A 15,811-nucleotide genomic window follows, 5' to 3' on the forward strand; every position below is an offset into this window, starting at 1 on the left:
TGAATCCGTTTAACCGCGTGCGGCGGCGATCTTGATCAGCTTGGCGTAGTAGAACCCGTCGTGGCCACCTTCCTGGGCCAGCAGTTGCCGGCCATGGGGCTGCTTGATCCCGGCCGTCGTGGCCAGGTCCAGCTCGCGGGCACCCGGTGTGCGCGCGAGGAAGGCCTCGATCACTTCGGTGTTTTCGGTCGGCAGCGTGGAACAGGTGGCGTAGAGCAGGAAGCCGCCCACCTCCAGAGTGTGCCACATGGCGTCGAGCAACTCGCCTTGCAGCAGCGCCAGCGCGGCGATGTCATCGGGCTGGCGAGTCAGTTTGATGTCCGGGTGCCGGCGAATTACGCCGGTGGCCGAGCACGGTGCGTCGAGGAGGATGCGCTGAAAGGGCTTGCCGTCCCACCAGGTGGCGGTGTCGCGGCCGTCGGCGGCGATCAGTTCGGCGCTCAGTTTCAGGCGTTCGAGGTTCTCGCGAACCCGCACCAGGCGCTTGGCTTCGAGGTCCACCGCGACGACGCCGGCCAGTTTCGGTTCGGCTTCGAGGATGTGGCAGGTCTTGCCGCCTGGGGCACAGCACGCATCGAGCACGCGCTGGCCCGGCGCCAGGTCGAGCAAATCGGCGGCCAGTTGGGCCGCTTCGTCCTGCACGCTGATCCAGCCTTCGGCGAAGCCTGGCAGGCTGCGCACGTCGGCGGCTGCCTCGAGGATGATGCCGTCGCGGCTGTAGACGCAGGCGCTGGCGGCAATGCCAGCGTCACTGAGCAGCCCGAGGTAGGCATCACGGCTGTGATGGCGGCGGTTGACCCGCAGGATCATCGGCGGGTGCGCGTTGTTCGCCGTGCAAATGGCTTCCCACTGCTCGGGCCAGAAGGCTTTGAGCGACTTTTGCAGCCAGCGCGGATGGGCGGTACGCACCACCGGGTCGTGTTCCAGCTCGGCCAGCAGGGTTTCGCTTTCCCGCTGCGCGCGGCGCAGTACGGCATTGAGCAAGGCCTTGGCCCAGGGCTTTTTCAGCTTGTCGGCGCAACCCACGGTTTCGCCGATCGCGGCGTGGGGAGGGACGCGGGTGTAGAGCAGTTGGTAGAGACCGACCAGCAACAGCGCTTCGACATCGGCGTCGGCAGCCTTGAACGGTTTTTGCAGCAGCTTGGCCGCCAGCGCCGACAAGCGCGGCTGCCAGCGAGCGGTGCCAAACGCCAGATCCTGGGTGAAGCCGCGATCACGGTCTTCGACCTTGTCCAGTTGCGTCGGCAGAGAACTGTTGAGCGAGGCTTTTCCGTTCAGGACAGCGGCGAGTGCCTTGGCGGCGGCCAGACGTGGGTTCATTGAGCGTCCACCGCTTGACCGAGGACAGTGCCGATAGCGAATTTTTCACGACGGCTGTTGTACAGGTCGCTGAAGTTCAGTGCCTTGCCACCAGGCAATTGCAGGCGGCTCAGGCACAGGGCCTGCTGACCGCAGGCGACTATCAGCCCGTCCTTGCTGGCGCCGAGGATTTCACCCGGTGCGCCCTGCCCTTCGGCCAAGCTCGCTGCCAGCACTTTCAACGCTTCGCCGTTCAGTGTGCTGTGGGTGATCGGCCAAGGGTTGAAGGCGCGAACCAGACGCTCCAGCTCAACCGCTGGCCGCGACCAGTCGATGCGCGCCTCGTCCTTGTTCAATTTGTGGGCGTAGGTGGCCAGGCTGTCGTCCTGCACTTCACCTTCCAGCGTTCCGGCGGCGAGGCCGGCAATTGCCTGGAGCACGGCGGGCGGACCCATTTCGGCCAGGCGGTCATGCAGGCTGCCACCGGTATCCTGGGCGCTGATCGGCGTGACGACTTTCAGCAGCATCGGCCCGGTGTCGAGGCCGGCTTCCATTCGCATCACCGTCACGCCGCTTTCGCTGTCGCCCGCTTCGACGGCGCGCTGGATCGGCGCCGCACCGCGCCAGCGCGGCAGCAGGGAAGCGTGGCTGTTGATGCAGCCCAGGCGCGGAATATCCAGTACCACCTGCGGCAGGATCAGGCCGTAGGCAACCACCACCATCAGATCCGGCTTCAGTGCGGCCAATTCGGCCTGAGCGTCGGCATTGCGCAAGGTCGGGGGTTGCAACACCGCAATATTGTTTTCAAGGGCCAGTTGCTTGACCGGGCTCGGCATCAGCTTTTGCCCACGCCCCGCCGGACGATCCGGCTGGGTGTAGACCGCAACGATCTCGTAAGGGCTGTCGAGCAGGGCCTTGAGGTGTTCGGCGGCGAATTCCGGGGTGCCGGCAAAGACAATGCGCATTGGCTCAGTCATGAAAGCTCTCGATTACAAAGCATCTTGAAAAGAAAAAGGCTTGCCGCAGCAAGCCTTTGAAGAGGGGCATCAAGCGTTCTGGCGGTGAAGTTTTTCCAGTTTCTTCTTGATACGGTCGCGTTTGAGCGTGGACAGGTAGTCGACGAACAATTTGCCGTTGAGGTGGTCGCATTCGTGCTGGATGCAAACGGCGAGCAGGCCTTCGGCGATCAGTTCGTAAGGCTGGCCATCGCGGTCCAGGGCCTTGACCTTGACCTTCTGCGGGCGATCGACGTTTTCGTAGAAACCCGGCACCGAGAGGCAGCCTTCCTGGTATTGCTCCATCTCGTCGGTCAGGGGCTCGAACTCGGGGTTGATGAACACCCGGGGTTCGGTGCGGTCTTCGGAGAGGTCCATCACGACGATACGTTTGTGCACGTTGACCTGGGTCGCGGCGAGGCCGATGCCTGGCGCTTCATACATTGTTTCAAACATATCATCGACCAGCTGACGCACTTCGTCGTCCACTACGGTCACTGTCTTGGCGATCGTACGCAGGCGAGGGTCAGGGAATTCGAGGATGTTTAAAATGGCCATAAGCTTTGATTACTGCACGTGTGAAGTAAAGTCGGGTCGATGGCCTGGGTGCTCCGAAGAAGATGCAGGCTACCGGTGTAAAACGTAGCTCCCTTCTTTTCATAAGCAAGGCGGGAGCGAGCCACCGAGGGCTCTGGCGTTTCACGCGAATGCACATAATAAAGGGATTCATCGCATGAGGAAATCACTACTCGCCTTGCTGCTTCTGGCCTCGGCAGGTTTTGCGCACGGGCAAGTGCAGCTTCGGGAGGGTTTTCCACAGCAGTACACCGTGGCAACGGGCGATACACTCTGGGACATATCGGGAAAGTATCTGCGTGAGCCGTGGCAGTGGCCGCAACTCTGGCAGGCCAATCCACAGGTTGAACATCCCGATCTTATCTATCCCGGAGACACGCTGTCGCTGGTCTACGTCAACGGCCAGCCGCGACTGACCCTCAATCGCGGCGCCTCACGGGGCACCATCAAGCTTTCGCCCCGGGTGCGCAGCAGTCCGGTGGCCGACGCCATCCCGAGCATCCCGCTGAAAGCGATCAACAGCTTTTTGCTGAGCAACCGCATCGTCGACAAGGCCGAGGATTTCGACACGGCGCCTTATATCGTTGCCGGTGATGCCGAGCGCGTACTCAGCGGCACGGGCGACCACATCTTCGCCCGAGGCCACTTCGACCCGGCTCAACCGGTGTACGGTATCTTCCGCCAGGGCAAGGTCTACACCGACCCGCAGACCCAGGAGTTCCTGGGCATCAACGCCGATGACATTGGCGGCGGCGAGATCGTCGCCACCGAAGGCGACGTCGCAACCCTGGCGCTGCAACGCACGACCCAGGAGGTGCGCCTCGGCGACCGCCTGTTCAGCGGCGAGGAACACTCGATCAATTCGACCTTCATGCCCAGCGCGCCCGACACCCAGGTCAACGGCCTGATCATCGATGTCCCGCGCGGGGTCACGCAAATCGGTGCGCTGGACGTGGTCACCCTGAACAAGGGGCAACGCGACGGCCTGGCCGAAGGGAATGTGCTGGCGGTGATGAAAACCGGCGAAACCGTGCGCGACCGGATCACCGGCCAACCCTTGAAAATTCCGGACGAACGCGCCGGGCTGCTGATGGTTTTTCGCACCTACGACAAGCTCAGCTATGGGCTGGTGCTCAATGCCTCGCGTTCTTTGGCCGTGCTGGACAAGGTGCAGAATCCTTAGCTCACTTCACAAGTTACCAACAGAGTTATCCACAGCTTATTCCCGTTTCGACGGGTGCAAATAACGATCAAGGATGATCCATGTCGATACCACCTGTTACACCGGTTTCCCCTGCAGAACTGGAAGCGCGTCTCCGTTTGCACCGTCTGCCGGAACTCGGTCCGGCGCGTTTCAGGAAATTGCTGGAAGCCTTCGGTTCGGCGTCCAAGGCCATCAGCGCACCTGCCAGTGCGTGGCGAGCTTTGGGCTTGCCGCAGGTGTGTTGCGAGGCCAGGCGCGCCCCTGAAGTTCGTGACGGCGCCAGCCATGCATTGGCCTGGATAGAGCGTCAGGACCAGCATTTGCTGATGTGGGACCAGCCCGACTACCCGGCGCTGCTGGCGCAAATCAGCGACGCGCCACCGTTGCTGTTCGTGGCGGGCGATCCGCAGATCCTGGAAAAACCGCAACTGGCGATGGTCGGCAGTCGTCGTGCTTCACGGCCAGGCATGGACACCGCCACTGCGTTTTCCCGCAGCCTGGCCGGTGCCGGGTTTGTCATCACCAGCGGTCTGGCCCTGGGAATCGATGCCGCCGCGCATCAGGCGGCACTGGATGTTGGCGGGCGAACGGTGGGGGTACTTGGCACGGGTCTTGAAAACTTTTATCCACAGCGCAATCGGCGACTGGCCGACGCCATGATCGCGTCGGGTAGCGCGGTGCTCTCGGAGTTTCCACTGGACGCCGCTCCCAGCGCCAGCAACTTCCCCCGACGCAACCGGATTATCAGCGGCTTGTCCCTGGGCGTGCTGGTGGTCGAAGCCAGCGTCGCCAGTGGTTCATTGATCACGGCCAGGCTGGCGTCGGAACAGGGGCGCGAGGTGTATGCGATTCCAGGGTCGATTCATCATCCTGGCGCTCGCGGTTGCCATCAATTGATCCGCGACGGTGCCGTGTTGGTGGAAACCATCGAGCATATCCTCGAAGCCCTGCGTGGCTGGCAGCAGCTGCCGTTTTCAACACAAACCCCCGCGACCGCAACGAGCCATCCGTTGCTGAAGCTGCTCCATGCCAGCCCCCACACCAGTGAAGCGCTGGTTGATGCCAGCGGTTGGACCTTGCCCAAGGTCCTGGCGACGTTGACGGAGCTGGAAATGGACGGCCGCGCTATCTGCGAAAACGGGCGCTGGTTTGCGCGGGTAAGCTAGGTTTTACAAAGAAGATCGGTAAACTGCTCAGAGCCTTATTCTGGAGAGTTTTTCATGGTCAACAGTTGGCGTGTGCAGCAAGCCGCACGAGCAATTCGCGCAGGGGCGGTGATTGCCTACCCAACCGAAGCAGTCTGGGGGCTGGGTTGCGACCCGTGGGATGAAGAGGCAGTGGATCGTTTGCTGCTGATCAAGGGGCGGTCTGTGGACAAGGGCCTGATCCTGGTGGCCGACAATATCCGCCAGTTCGACTTCCTCTTCGAAGACTTCCCTGAACTGTGGATGGACCGCATGGCCAGTACCTGGCCGGGGCCGAACACCTGGCTGGTGCCGCATCAGAACATGTTGCCGCAGTGGATTACCGGTGTGCATGAAACGGTGGCGTTGCGGGTCAGCGATCACCCGCAGGTGCGGGATTTGTGCGCACTGGTCGGGCCGCTGGTGTCGACCTCCGCCAACCCACAGGGCCGGCCGGCGGCGCGCACGCGCATTCGCGTGGAGCAGTATTTCCGGGGTCAGATTGATCTGGTGTTGGGTGGGAACCTGGGTGGGCGCAAGAACCCGAGTGTTATCCGGGATCTGGCGACCGGGCATGTTGTGCGCCCGGATTAAGACCGCGTCATCGTTCATCGCTGGCAAGCCAGCTCCCACAGTGTTTTCTGGTGTTCACAATATTTGTGTTCACCACCGAAACCTGTGGGAGCTGGCTTGCCAGCGATGGCGTCAGTCAAGGCAACAGAATGACCGATCCCGTCGTACGCCGCGCCGACAACTCGGTCTGCGCCTTCGCTGCGTCAGCCAGTGGATAACGCTGGCTGATGTCCACGGTCAGCTTGCCGCTGATGATCATCTCGAACAACTCATCGGCCATGCGCTGCAGGTTCGCGGCATTGTTGGCGTAGGTCGCCAGCGTCGGCCGGGTGACGTACAACGAGCCTTTCCCCGCCAGAATCCCCAGGTTCACCCCGTCCACCGCCCCGGACGCATTGCCGAAGCTCACGACCAGCCCACGGGGCGCCGCGCAGTCGAGAGAAGTCAGCCAGGTGTCCTTGCCGACGCCGTCGTACACCACCGGGACCTTTTTGCCGTCGGTCAATTCCAATACGCGCTGTGCGACGTTTTCATGGCTGTAGTCGATGGTCGCCCAGGCACCATTGGCCTGGGCCAGTGCGGCTTTCTGCGCCGAGCTCACGGTGCCGATCAACTTCACACCCAAGGCCTTGGCCCATTGGCAGGCCAGGGAACCGACACCACCGGCAGCGGCGTGGAACAGAATGGTTTCGCCACCCTTGAGTTCATAGGTCTGGCGCAACAGGTATTGAACGGTCAGGCCCTTGAGCATCACACCGGCTGCCTGTTCGAAACTGATGGCGTCCGGAAGGTGCACCAGGTTGGCCTCGGGCAAGACGTGAACATCGCTGTAGGCGCCCAACGGGCCGCTGCCGTAAGCCACCCGATCGCCGACCTTGAACCGGGTCACTTCGCTGCCAACCGCCTCGACCACGCCCGCGCCTTCCGAACCGACACCCGATGGCAGGGACGGTGGCGGATAGAGGCCACTGCGGTAATAGGTGTCGATGAAGTTCAGGCCGATGGCCTTGTTGGTCACGCGGACCTGCTGCGGGCCGGGCTCGGCGGGCTGGTAATCCACATACTCAAGCACTTCGGGACCACCATGGGCGCGGAACTGGATACGCTTTGCCATCTGCACTCTCCTGAGATCGTTTTACCAAGCGCCCTATCGGACTCCTAAGCGTGATCTGCGTCAACTGCGACGAGCGCTTCGGCGGTGGTATGCTACGCGCCCATTTGCGCCAGCCCGCTCCAATGGAGCGCCGCGTAGCTTTGCCCGATCCAAGGTGATGCCATGACTACCCGCACCGAGGCCGTAAAAGCCTACCTGCTCGACCTGCAAGACCGTATTTGTGCTGCCCTGGAGGCCGAAGACGGTGGCACGCGCTTCGTCGAAGACGCCTGGACCCGGCCTGCCGGCGGTGGCGGACGCACACGAGTGGTCGAAAATGGCGCGGTCATCGAAAAGGGCGGCGTCAACTTTTCCCACGTCTTCGGCAGCGGTTTGCCACCGTCGGCCAGCGCCCATCGGCCGGAACTGGCCGGGCGTGGCTTCGAGGCCCTGGGCGTGTCGCTGGTGATCCACCCGCACAACCCGCATGTACCGACTTCCCACGCCAACGTGCGGTTTTTCATCGCCGAAAAGGAAGGTGAAGAGCCGGTCTGGTGGTTTGGCGGCGGCTTCGACCTGACGCCGTACTACGGCAATGAAGAAGATTGCGTGCATTGGCACCGCGTTGCCGAGCAGGCCTGTGCGCCGTTCGGTGCGGACGTCTACCCGCGTTACAAGGCCTGGTGCGACAGCTACTTCCACATCAAGCATCGCCACGAACCCCGGGGCATCGGCGGCTTGTTTTTCGATGACCTGAACGAGTGGGACTTCGACACCAGCTTCGCTTTCATGCGTGCCATCGGTGACGCCTACATCGAGGCGTATCTGCCGATCGTGCAACGCCGCAAAAACGACGCTTTTACCGCCAAGCAGCGCGAGTTCCAGGAGTTCCGTCGTGGCCGTTACGTCGAGTTCAACCTTGTCTACGACCGTGGCACCCTGTTCGGCCTGCAATCGGGCGGACGTACCGAGTCGATCCTCATGTCGCTGCCACCGCAAGTACGCTGGGGTTACGACTGGAAAGCCGAGCCTGGCAGCGAAGAAGCACGCCTGACTGAATATTTCCTGCAAGACCGCGATTGGTTGGCCAAGGCCTGAACGAGGAATCCAGATGGACCGTTACGTCGTATTCGGTAACCCGATCGGCCATAGCAAATCGCCGTTGATTCATCGTCTGTTCGCCGAGCAGACCGGGCAGAAACTCGACTACAGCACTTCGCTGGCGCCGCTCGATGATTTTTCCGGCTGTGCCCGGGCGTTTTTCCTCGAAGGCCGTGGCGCGAATGTGACGGTACCGTTCAAGGAAGACGCTTATCGCCTGGCCGACAGCCTGACGGCGCGGGCGCAACGGGCCGGCGCAGTGAATACCCTTAGCAAACTGGCCGATGGCAGCTTGCTGGGCGATAACACCGACGGTGCCGGCCTGGTACGGGACCTGACGGTCAATGCCGGTTTCAGCCTCAAGGGCAAGCGCATCCTGCTGCTCGGTGCCGGCGGCGCAGTGCGCGGTGCGCTGGAACCGTTGTTGGCCGAGCAGCCGGCGTCGGTGGTCATTGCCAACCGTACGGTGGACAAGGCCGAGTTGCTGGCCGAACTGTTCTGCGACCTGGGGCCGGTATCGGCCAGTGGTTATGACTGGCTGCAAGAGTCGGTAGACCTGATCATCAACGCGACGTCCGCGAGCCTGTCAGGCGATATCCCGCCGATTGCCAGCAGCCTGATCGAGCCGGGCAAGACCCTTTGCTACGACATGATGTACGGCAAGGAACCGACCTCGTTTTGTCGTTGGGCCAGCGAACATGGCGCGGCGGTGTCGATGGATGGGCTGGGGATGTTGGCTGAACAGGCGGCGGAAGCCTTCTTCCTGTGGCGCGGGATGCGTCCGGACACGGCGCCGGTGTTGGCCGAGCTTCGTCGACAATTGACAGAGCCCCTGTAGGAGCGGGCTTGCCCGCGAAGCTTTTGGCGTACTCAAGGACGCCTTCGCTGGCAAGCCAGCTCCTACAAGGGCTTCAATCCTCAAATCGGATCGGGCATTTCTCTGCCCCTTCCAGCTTCCTCAATTCATCCACCACCTGCGGCCGCGCCCGGCGCAGGGTCAGGCTGCGGTCCTGGCGCAGCAGCCGCCGCGCTTCCTGATGCAGCATCTCGACCCCCGAATAGTCGATGAAGTTGATTTGCTGCGCCTCGATCACCACCCGTGCACCGTGCATCCGTTGCAGGCGAACCTGCAGGTAATGGCTGGCGCCGAAGAAGATTGAGCCGCCGACCCGCAGAATGTCCTCGTCACCGTCGCGTAAATGCTGCACGCGGGGTTGCGAGGTGCGCTTGAGGTAAAAGAACAGCGACGCCAGCACCCCGGCATAGATCGCCGTCTGCAGTTCCAGCAGCAGCGTGGCGATACAGGTCAGGCCCATGACTACGAACTCGGCGCGGCTGACCCGCAGCAACGCACGAATGCCCCGATGATCCACCAGGCCCCAGGCGATCAACAAAATGCTGCCGGCCATGGCTGGGATAGGGATGTGTGCGATCAGACCGGCACCAAAGATGGCGAACAACGCCACCCACAAGGCCGAAAAGACTCCCGCCAATGGCGAACAGGCCCCCGCTTCGTAGCTCAAGCCTGAGCGGGTGAAGGAACCGGCCGAGAGCGATCCGGAAAAAAACGCACCGACGATGTTGGACAAGCCTTGGGCGCGGACTTCCTGGTTGGCGTCGAGCAACTGCTGCGAGCGCGCCGACAGCGAACGGGCAATCGACAGGCTGGTGACCAGCCCGAGCATGCCGACTGCCACGGCACTAGGTAGCAGACGCAGGATCAGGTCGAGGTCCAGCGGCAACGGGCTCAAAGGCGGCAACTTGCCGGTGAAGGCGCTCACCAGTTTTACGTGACCGAACATCGCCGGCCAGAGCCAGACCAGCAGTGCGCCCAGGACCAGGGTTATCAACAGCGTCGGCCAGCGCGGCAAGCACAGCTTGAGGATGACGCCGACCACGACGGTGGCCAAGCCGAGTATGAGCGAAGGCTTATCCACTTCACCCAGGTGTCTGATCAATGTGATGAAGCTGTCCAGTGCGGTGGCCTGGCTGGGCAGGTCGAGCCCCAGCAGGTTGGGCAGCTGGCCGATGGCAATCACCACCGCTGCGCCGAGGGTGAAGCCAAGCACCACTGAATGAGAGACGAAATTGACCAGCGCACCAAAGCGCAGCAAACCCAGCAACCACTGGAAAATCCCGGCCAGGAAGGTCAGCAACAGAATCACGGTGACGTAGTCCTGCGTCGCCGGAACGGCCAAGGGACTCACGCTGGCGTACAGGACAATGGAAATGGCTGCCGTCGGACCGCAGATCAAATGCCAGGACGAACCCCACAGACAAGCGATCAACACCGGGATGATCGCCGCATACAAGCCGTACTCCGGTGGAAGGCCGGCAATCAGTGCATAGGCGATGGATTGCGGCAACGCGAGAATCGCGCCACTGAGGCCGACGATCAGGTCACGACCGACGCTGGCGCGGGTTTGCCGGGGCAACCATGTGAGGAATGGGAAGAGTGAATGGCGGCTGGGAAGGGCCATGGGTCCTCTCGGATTGGGTTTTGGCGCAAGGTTAACAGACGCTGATCGTTCCCACGCTGAGCATGGGAACGATCAGCGGCGGCAGTCAGAGCTTGGCCTTCACTGCCGGCAACGCATCCTTGCCATCCACGGTCTTCACGCCATCGAGCCACTTGTCCAGCACTGCCGGGTTGGCCTTGATCCACGCCTTGGCTGCATCGGTATTGCTGACTTTCTTGTTCACCACCTCGGCCATGATGCTGTTCTCCATTTCCTGAGTGAAAGTCAGGTTGGTGAGCAGCTTGCCGACGTTCGGGCAGGCCTGTGCATAACCTTTGCGGGTCAGGGTGTGGACGCTGCCGGTGTCTCCGAAGTATTTCTCGCCGCCCTTCAGGTAATGCATTTTCAGCTGCACATTCATTGGGTGAGGCGTCCAGCCGAGGAAGGTCACAAACTTCTGTTTCTTCACCGCGCGGGACACTTCCGCGAGCATGGCCTGCTCGCTGGATTCGACCAGCTTCCACTGCCCCATGCCGAAATCATTTTTCTTGATGATCTCTTGCAGCGAAATGTTTGCCGGGGCGCCAGACCCGATGCCATAGATCTTGTGGTCGAACTTGTCGGCGTACTTGTTGAGGTCGGCAAAGTTATGCACACCCGCGTCCCAGACGTAGTCCGGCACAGCGAGGGTAAACTCGGTGCCATCGAGGTTCTTTGCCAGTTGCGTGACGTCACCGGTGGCGACGAATTTATCGTAGAAACCCTGCTGCGCCGGCATCCAGTTGCCGAGGAAGACATCCACCTGGCCGTCCTTGAGCCCGCCGAAGGTGATCGGCACCGCGAGGGTGTCGACCTTGGCCTTGTAGCCCATGCCGTCCAGCAGAAACCCGGTGATGGCGTTGGTCGCGGCGATGTCGCTCCAGCCCGGGTCGGCCATTTTCACCGTCTCGCAACTCTGATCGGCATACACCGATGCACTGCCCAGGGCCAGGAGCCCGACCGTCAGTACTGTGGATAACCTTTGCATGGACTTCCCCTTAACATTATTGATTTTGGCAGGGTTGTGGATAACGTGCTTTGCGCTCCAGATCGTCGAGGTCGATGTGATTGCGCATGTACTGCTGGCTGGCGTCCACCAGTGGCTGGTGATCCCAGCTCTTCAGCTTGCCGATGGTCAGGGCATCGGCGACGAAACGCCGGCGCCGCTGGCTCGCGAGTACCTGTTGGTGGATTGCCGGAATGTCCCATTTAGCCCGCGCTTCGGCGAGAAAATCGTCGAACAGCTGGCGATGTTGCGGCGACTGGCTGAGTTCTTCCAACTCCCGCGGGTCGTTGTTTACATCGAAGAGTAGACAAGGGTCATCTTCGCTGTAGATGAATTTGTAAGCGCCACGGCGAATCATCATCAAGGGGCTGATGGTGCCTTCGGCCATGTACTCGCCGAACACTTCATCGTGCCCGCCTTGCCCTTGCAGGTGCGGGACCAGCGAACGGCCATCGAGCGGCAAGCCAGGTTCAAGAGAGCCGCCGGCCAGTTCTACAAAGGTCGGCAACAGGTCGGCGGTGGATACCGATGCGCTGACCCGGCCGGCGCCGAATTGCCCCGGCGCACTTATCAACAGCGGCACGCGAGCGGCCATTTCGTACCAGTGCATTTTGTACCAGAGGCCACGTTCGCCGAGCATGTCGCCGTGGTCGCCGGAGAAGACGATGATGGTGTCATCGATCAGCCCGGTATCCTCGAGGGTTTGCAGGAGTTTGCCGACGTTGCTGTCGATATAGCTGCACGCACCGAAGTAGGCGCGGCGAGCGTCACGGATTTTATCCACAGGCAGGGGTTTTTCCCATAGGTCGTAGACCTTGAGCAATCGCTGGGCGTGCGGATCGAGTTCGCGTTGATCCGGTGTTGCCGGCAACGGGATGTCGGCGTCGTCGTACAGGTTCCAGAACGGCTTGGGAATCGTGTACGGATCATGGGGGTGAGTCATCGAAACCGTCAGGCAAAACGGCTGGTCGCCATCCTCGCGAATGTGGTCGAACAAGTACTGCTGGGCCTTGAACACCACCTCTTCGTCGAAATCCAGTTGGTTGGTGCGCACGCAGGGGCCTGCCTGCAATACCGATGACATATTGTGGTACCAGGTCGGACGCACGTCCGGTTCGTCCCAGTTCACCGCCCAGCCATAGTCGGCCGGGTAGATATCGCTGGTCAGGCGTTCTTCATAGCCGTGCAACTGGTCCGGACCACAGAAATGCATCTTGCCCGACAGCGCGGTGCGATAGCCGAGGCGCCGCAGGTAATGGGCATAAGTCGGCACATCGGCGGGGAAATCCGCCGCGTTGTCATAAGCGCCGATCTTGCTCGGTAATTGGCCGCTGACGAGGGTAAAACGCGATGGCGCGCACAGCGGGCTGTTGCAGTAAGCGCTGTCGAACACCACGCCGTCGGCGGCGAGGCGGCTCAGATTAGGCAGTTTGATGGGTGAAGGACCGTAGAACGGCAACATTGGCGCGGCCATTTGATCGGCCATGATGAAAAGAATGTTCTTGCGCTTCATGTGATCGCGGCATTCCATAGTGGATGTTTATGCGAGAGTGCTGGGATCGAGGATGTAACCCACACTCTTCGCGGTAAAGCCCACGGGCGGCAATGACTAGGATAAGTACAGCTTATGTATGACGCGCTTGGTGGACTTTCCCTGGATTTGCTCCGCGCTTTCGAATCGGCGGCGCGCCAACGCAGCTTCACGGCGGCGGCGGTCGAACTGGGCACCACTCAGCCGGCGGTCAGCCAACAGATCAAGCGACTGGAGGAGCAGTTGGGGACTCGCCTGTTCGATCGCATCTATCGCGGCATCGAACTGACCGAGGCGGGGGCTATCCTGTTCGAGCAGGTTCAGCTTGGTTTGCAGAATATCGATGCAGGATTGAGTGCGATCAGCGCCCAACAACAACATGAAGTGCTACAGGTCGCCACCGATTTCGCCTTTGCCGCCTATTGGCTGATGCCTCGGTTGCACCGCTTTCACGCGGCCAATCCACAGGTCGACGTCAGCCTGGTGACCAGTGAACGCAGCCATAACATGCTGCGTAGCGATATCGATGTGGCGGTGCTGTTCGGCGATGGCCGCTTCAAGCAGGGCGAGAGCCATTGGCTGTTCAGCGAGGAAGTGTTCCCGGTGTGCAGCCCGCAGTTGTTGAATGACCGTGCCCTGCCCTTGCCTGCCCGGTCTTTGCTGGAGTTTCCACTCCTGCACCTGCGTGGCGAGAACAGCAGTCACTGGTTTGACTGGAGCGGGGTCTTCCGCGAGTTGGGTATCACCTCGCCCCCGGCTCCGGGCCAATTGCGTTTCGACAATTACACCTTGCTGATTCAGGCCGCCATTGGCGGTCAGGGCGTGGCCATTGGTTGGCGGCACCTTGTGGATAACTTGCTGGCACAAGGTTTGTTGTGTCGGCCGATTGCTGAAACGGTGATCTCCAGGCTGGGTTATTACGTGGTTTTGCCGCAGCGTAAACGGCGTGGCGCCCTGATTCAGCAGTTCGTCGACTGGTTGATGGCTGAACAGGCTAGCAGTGCGCAATCGTTGAACGGAATGGCGCTGCCCTCCATTGTGGTTTAGCTGTCGGTCGCGATGAAATTGACGTGCTCGCCGATATGCAGGTTCAGACGCAGCTCATCGGCGATCCCCACCGCCGTGCGGGCCAGGCGTGCCAGCGGTTTGGCCAGGCCCGGCTCGAGGTTGCCGCCGAAGTGACTGAAATGCTCGATGGTCAGCCCCGGCACACCGCGCGGGGCGTTCACCATCGTCCAGTGCAAGTTGCTGCTTTGTAGCGCTTCGCGGATTTCTTCGGCGGCGTGGCGTTGCAACCCGTCGTCGAACTCCGGATCGTCCAGGATCTCGAAATCCCCCACTAGAAATAAACGAGCGATGCCCGCCGCCTGCATGCCATCGATCAATGCATCCACCGCCAGCACCTGCTCGACCGGTCCGGGCACGATGTTTTTTTCCACGTGTTCGCTGTTGAATGGCAACCCCGGTGCGTCTAGTAGACAGATGACCGCAGAACTGCCGGCGACGCTTTGCTTGACCCGTTGCGCGTCAAACAGGTCGCCGGCCTTGGTACGCAAACCCGGACGCGGCGCGAGCGCCGTCAGGTCATCGAGAATGGCGATCACTTCATGTTGGCGCCGCAACATTTCAGCCATCAGCGCACTGCCCAGGCTACTCATGGCACCATAAAGGACCACTTTCACCACCGGGGTTTCGGCATTTTTCATGGCTGAACTCCCTTGTTTTCATTCCTGTATGGCTTTTGACCAGCAGGAAACGGTGAGGGTTCGACTCGGTATAAGAGGGATTCAGATGCAACGGATCAAGGGCTACCACGCCCATGTCTATTTCGATGCCAGCACCATCGAGCAGGCGCGGGCCCTGTGTGAGCAAGCCGCGCAACTGTTCCCGCTGAAAATGGGCCGGGTACACGAACGCCCTGTCGGCCCGCACCCGGACTGGAGCTGCCAACTGGCGTTCGGCCCCGAGCTGATCGGCGATGTGCTGCCGTGGTTGGCGCTCAACCGCAAGGGATTGGTGGTGTTCCTGCACCCGGACACCGGCAACGATCTGCTGGATCACAGCGAGCATGCGATCTGGATGGGCGCGATTCGCCCGCTCGACCTGTCTATTTTCTGATCAGAGCGTTTCTTCGGCTTCGCCCGGCAAATGCTCATCCAGGTGCAGCCAGGGCAGGCGGCTGTCGGTCCAGATGTGGCGTTCGGCCGGGGCCTGTTCCGGGTGATCGAGGGTGGCGATGGTCACGTCGATGCTGTCCGGGCTCAGGTGGGTCACCAACGCCAGTTGCGCCCCACAGTTGCCGCAGAAATAGCGCGCGCAGGTTGGCGAAGAGTCGTACCGCGCCGGTTTTCCCGCCAGCCATTGAAAGGCCGATGCCGGCACAGTGATCCAGGTGGTGACGATCCCACCGCTGACCCGCCGGCAAATCGAGCAATGGCAATGGGCAATGTCTTGTAATGGCCCACTCAATTGATAGCGCAGCTGTCCGCAGTGGCAGCCGCCTGTGTGGATGTTGGCCATACCTTTTCCTCCTCGCGAAGGCCTCAACTTGGTCCGACGACCGGTTGCACATCCGGTCAATGCTTTCATCGGCGAAAGCTGGCTGAAAGCTTCCCCGATTAGGATCGCCCTCACTGCCGGCAATAGACCGGCTGGCTAATGCGAGTGTTCGATTGCTCGCCCGGCCCATTTAACAACAACAATGGTGACCCTGATGCCCTCTTCTATCCGCCGCTTCGCTGCAACTCCGCC

Annotated in this window: 16 protein-coding genes; 7 read left to right on the top strand and 9 right to left on the bottom strand. The window is 61.4% G+C overall.

All coding sequences use genetic code 11. The features are described from left to right. Positions 1–9 precede the first annotated feature (9 nt). The 3 genes from rsmB to def form a co-directional block, all read right to left on the bottom strand. Complete coding sequence (gene rsmB, locus ACIO0C_RS19945) at positions 10–1,320, bottom strand: 16S rRNA (cytosine(967)-C(5))-methyltransferase RsmB (protein ID WP_401314760.1); 1,311 nt, start codon at positions 1,318–1,320, stop codon at positions 10–12. Beyond that, complete coding sequence (fmt, locus tag ACIO0C_RS19950) at positions 1,317–2,276, bottom strand: methionyl-tRNA formyltransferase (protein ID WP_401314761.1); 960 nt, start codon at positions 2,274–2,276, stop codon at positions 1,317–1,319. The genes rsmB and fmt overlap by 4 nt, the downstream gene beginning before the upstream one ends. A 69-nt stretch (positions 2,277–2,345) precedes the next feature. After that, positions 2,346–2,852: a peptide deformylase gene (gene def / locus ACIO0C_RS19955; protein WP_008064647.1), complete on the bottom strand. Its 507-nt coding sequence runs from the start codon at positions 2,850–2,852 to the stop codon at positions 2,346–2,348. A gap of 175 nt (positions 2,853–3,027) precedes the next feature. Here def and ACIO0C_RS19960 point away from each other — a divergent pair, with 175 nt between their 5' ends. The 3 genes from ACIO0C_RS19960 (at position 3,028) to ACIO0C_RS19970 (ending at position 5,852) form a co-directional block, all read left to right on the top strand. Next, positions 3,028–4,053: a LysM peptidoglycan-binding domain-containing protein gene (locus ACIO0C_RS19960; RefSeq protein WP_401314762.1), complete on the top strand. Its 1,026-nt coding sequence runs from the start codon at positions 3,028–3,030 to the stop codon at positions 4,051–4,053. A gap of 80 nt (positions 4,054–4,133) precedes the next feature. Next, positions 4,134–5,240, top strand: a complete 1,107-nt coding sequence (gene dprA / locus ACIO0C_RS19965; protein WP_401314763.1) for a DNA-processing protein DprA — start codon at positions 4,134–4,136, stop codon at positions 5,238–5,240. 54 nt (positions 5,241–5,294) lie between these two features. Next, on the top strand, positions 5,295–5,852 hold the full coding sequence (locus ACIO0C_RS19970) for an L-threonylcarbamoyladenylate synthase (protein ID WP_401314764.1): 558 nt from the start codon (positions 5,295–5,297) through the stop codon (positions 5,850–5,852). Between the two features lie 115 nt (positions 5,853–5,967). Here ACIO0C_RS19970 and ACIO0C_RS19975 read toward each other — a convergent pair whose 3' ends face one another. Continuing rightward, the gene (locus ACIO0C_RS19975; RefSeq protein ID WP_401314765.1) at positions 5,968–6,945 is read right to left on the bottom strand and encodes an NADPH:quinone reductase; all 978 of its coding nucleotides are present in this window, start codon (positions 6,943–6,945) and stop codon (positions 5,968–5,970) included. A gap of 162 nt (positions 6,946–7,107) precedes the next feature. Here ACIO0C_RS19975 and hemF point away from each other — a divergent pair, with 162 nt between their 5' ends. Further along, entirely contained in the window at positions 7,108–8,022 is a 915-nt protein-coding gene (gene hemF / locus ACIO0C_RS19980) for an oxygen-dependent coproporphyrinogen oxidase (RefSeq protein ID WP_401314766.1), read from the top strand. Positions 8,023–8,035: 13 nt separating this feature from the next. Then, positions 8,036–8,863, top strand: a complete 828-nt coding sequence (gene aroE, locus ACIO0C_RS19985) for a shikimate dehydrogenase (RefSeq protein WP_401314767.1) — start codon at positions 8,036–8,038, stop codon at positions 8,861–8,863. Between the two features lie 73 nt (positions 8,864–8,936). On the opposite strand, the gene ACIO0C_RS19990 is transcribed toward aroE, so the two are convergent. The 3 genes from ACIO0C_RS19990 to betC form a co-directional block, all read right to left on the bottom strand. Further along, positions 8,937–10,505, bottom strand: coding sequence for a SulP family inorganic anion transporter (locus tag ACIO0C_RS19990; RefSeq protein WP_401314768.1), 1,569 nt, complete (start codon positions 10,503–10,505; stop codon positions 8,937–8,939). An 85-nt stretch (positions 10,506–10,590) separates the two neighbouring features. Next, the gene (gene choX / locus ACIO0C_RS19995; protein ID WP_401314769.1) at positions 10,591–11,511 is read right to left on the bottom strand and encodes a choline ABC transporter substrate-binding protein; all 921 of its coding nucleotides are present in this window, start codon (positions 11,509–11,511) and stop codon (positions 10,591–10,593) included. A gap of 16 nt (positions 11,512–11,527) precedes the next feature. Further along, a complete protein-coding gene (betC, locus tag ACIO0C_RS20000; RefSeq protein WP_401314770.1) occupies positions 11,528–13,042 on the bottom strand; it encodes a choline-sulfatase in 1,515 nt (504 codons plus the stop codon). A gap of 114 nt (positions 13,043–13,156) precedes the next feature. Between betC and ACIO0C_RS20005 the strand changes: the two genes are divergently transcribed. Continuing rightward, on the top strand, positions 13,157–14,107 hold the full coding sequence (locus ACIO0C_RS20005; RefSeq protein ID WP_401314771.1) for a choline sulfate utilization transcriptional regulator: 951 nt from the start codon (positions 13,157–13,159) through the stop codon (positions 14,105–14,107). Here ACIO0C_RS20005 and ACIO0C_RS20010 read toward each other — a convergent pair. Further along, entirely contained in the window at positions 14,104–14,766 is a 663-nt protein-coding gene (locus tag ACIO0C_RS20010) for an NAD(P)-dependent oxidoreductase (protein WP_401314772.1), read from the bottom strand. The genes ACIO0C_RS20005 and ACIO0C_RS20010 overlap by 4 nt on opposite strands. Before the next feature lie 85 nt (positions 14,767–14,851). Here ACIO0C_RS20010 and ACIO0C_RS20015 point away from each other — a divergent pair, with 85 nt between their 5' ends. Continuing rightward, positions 14,852–15,178 (top strand): DOPA 4,5-dioxygenase family protein, encoded by a 327-nt coding sequence (locus ACIO0C_RS20015; protein WP_401314773.1) that lies wholly within the window; start codon positions 14,852–14,854, stop codon positions 15,176–15,178. Here the strand turns inward: ACIO0C_RS20015 and ACIO0C_RS20020 are convergent, their stop codons facing one another. Beyond that, the gene (locus tag ACIO0C_RS20020; protein WP_401314774.1) at positions 15,179–15,580 is read right to left on the bottom strand and encodes a GFA family protein; all 402 of its coding nucleotides are present in this window, start codon (positions 15,578–15,580) and stop codon (positions 15,179–15,181) included. Positions 15,581–15,811: the final 231 nt, after the last annotated feature.

It is taken from the genome of Pseudomonas sp. NPDC087336 (genome assembly GCF_044744285.1).
In the GTDB taxonomy this organism is placed as follows: domain Bacteria; phylum Pseudomonadota; class Gammaproteobacteria; order Pseudomonadales; family Pseudomonadaceae; genus Aquipseudomonas.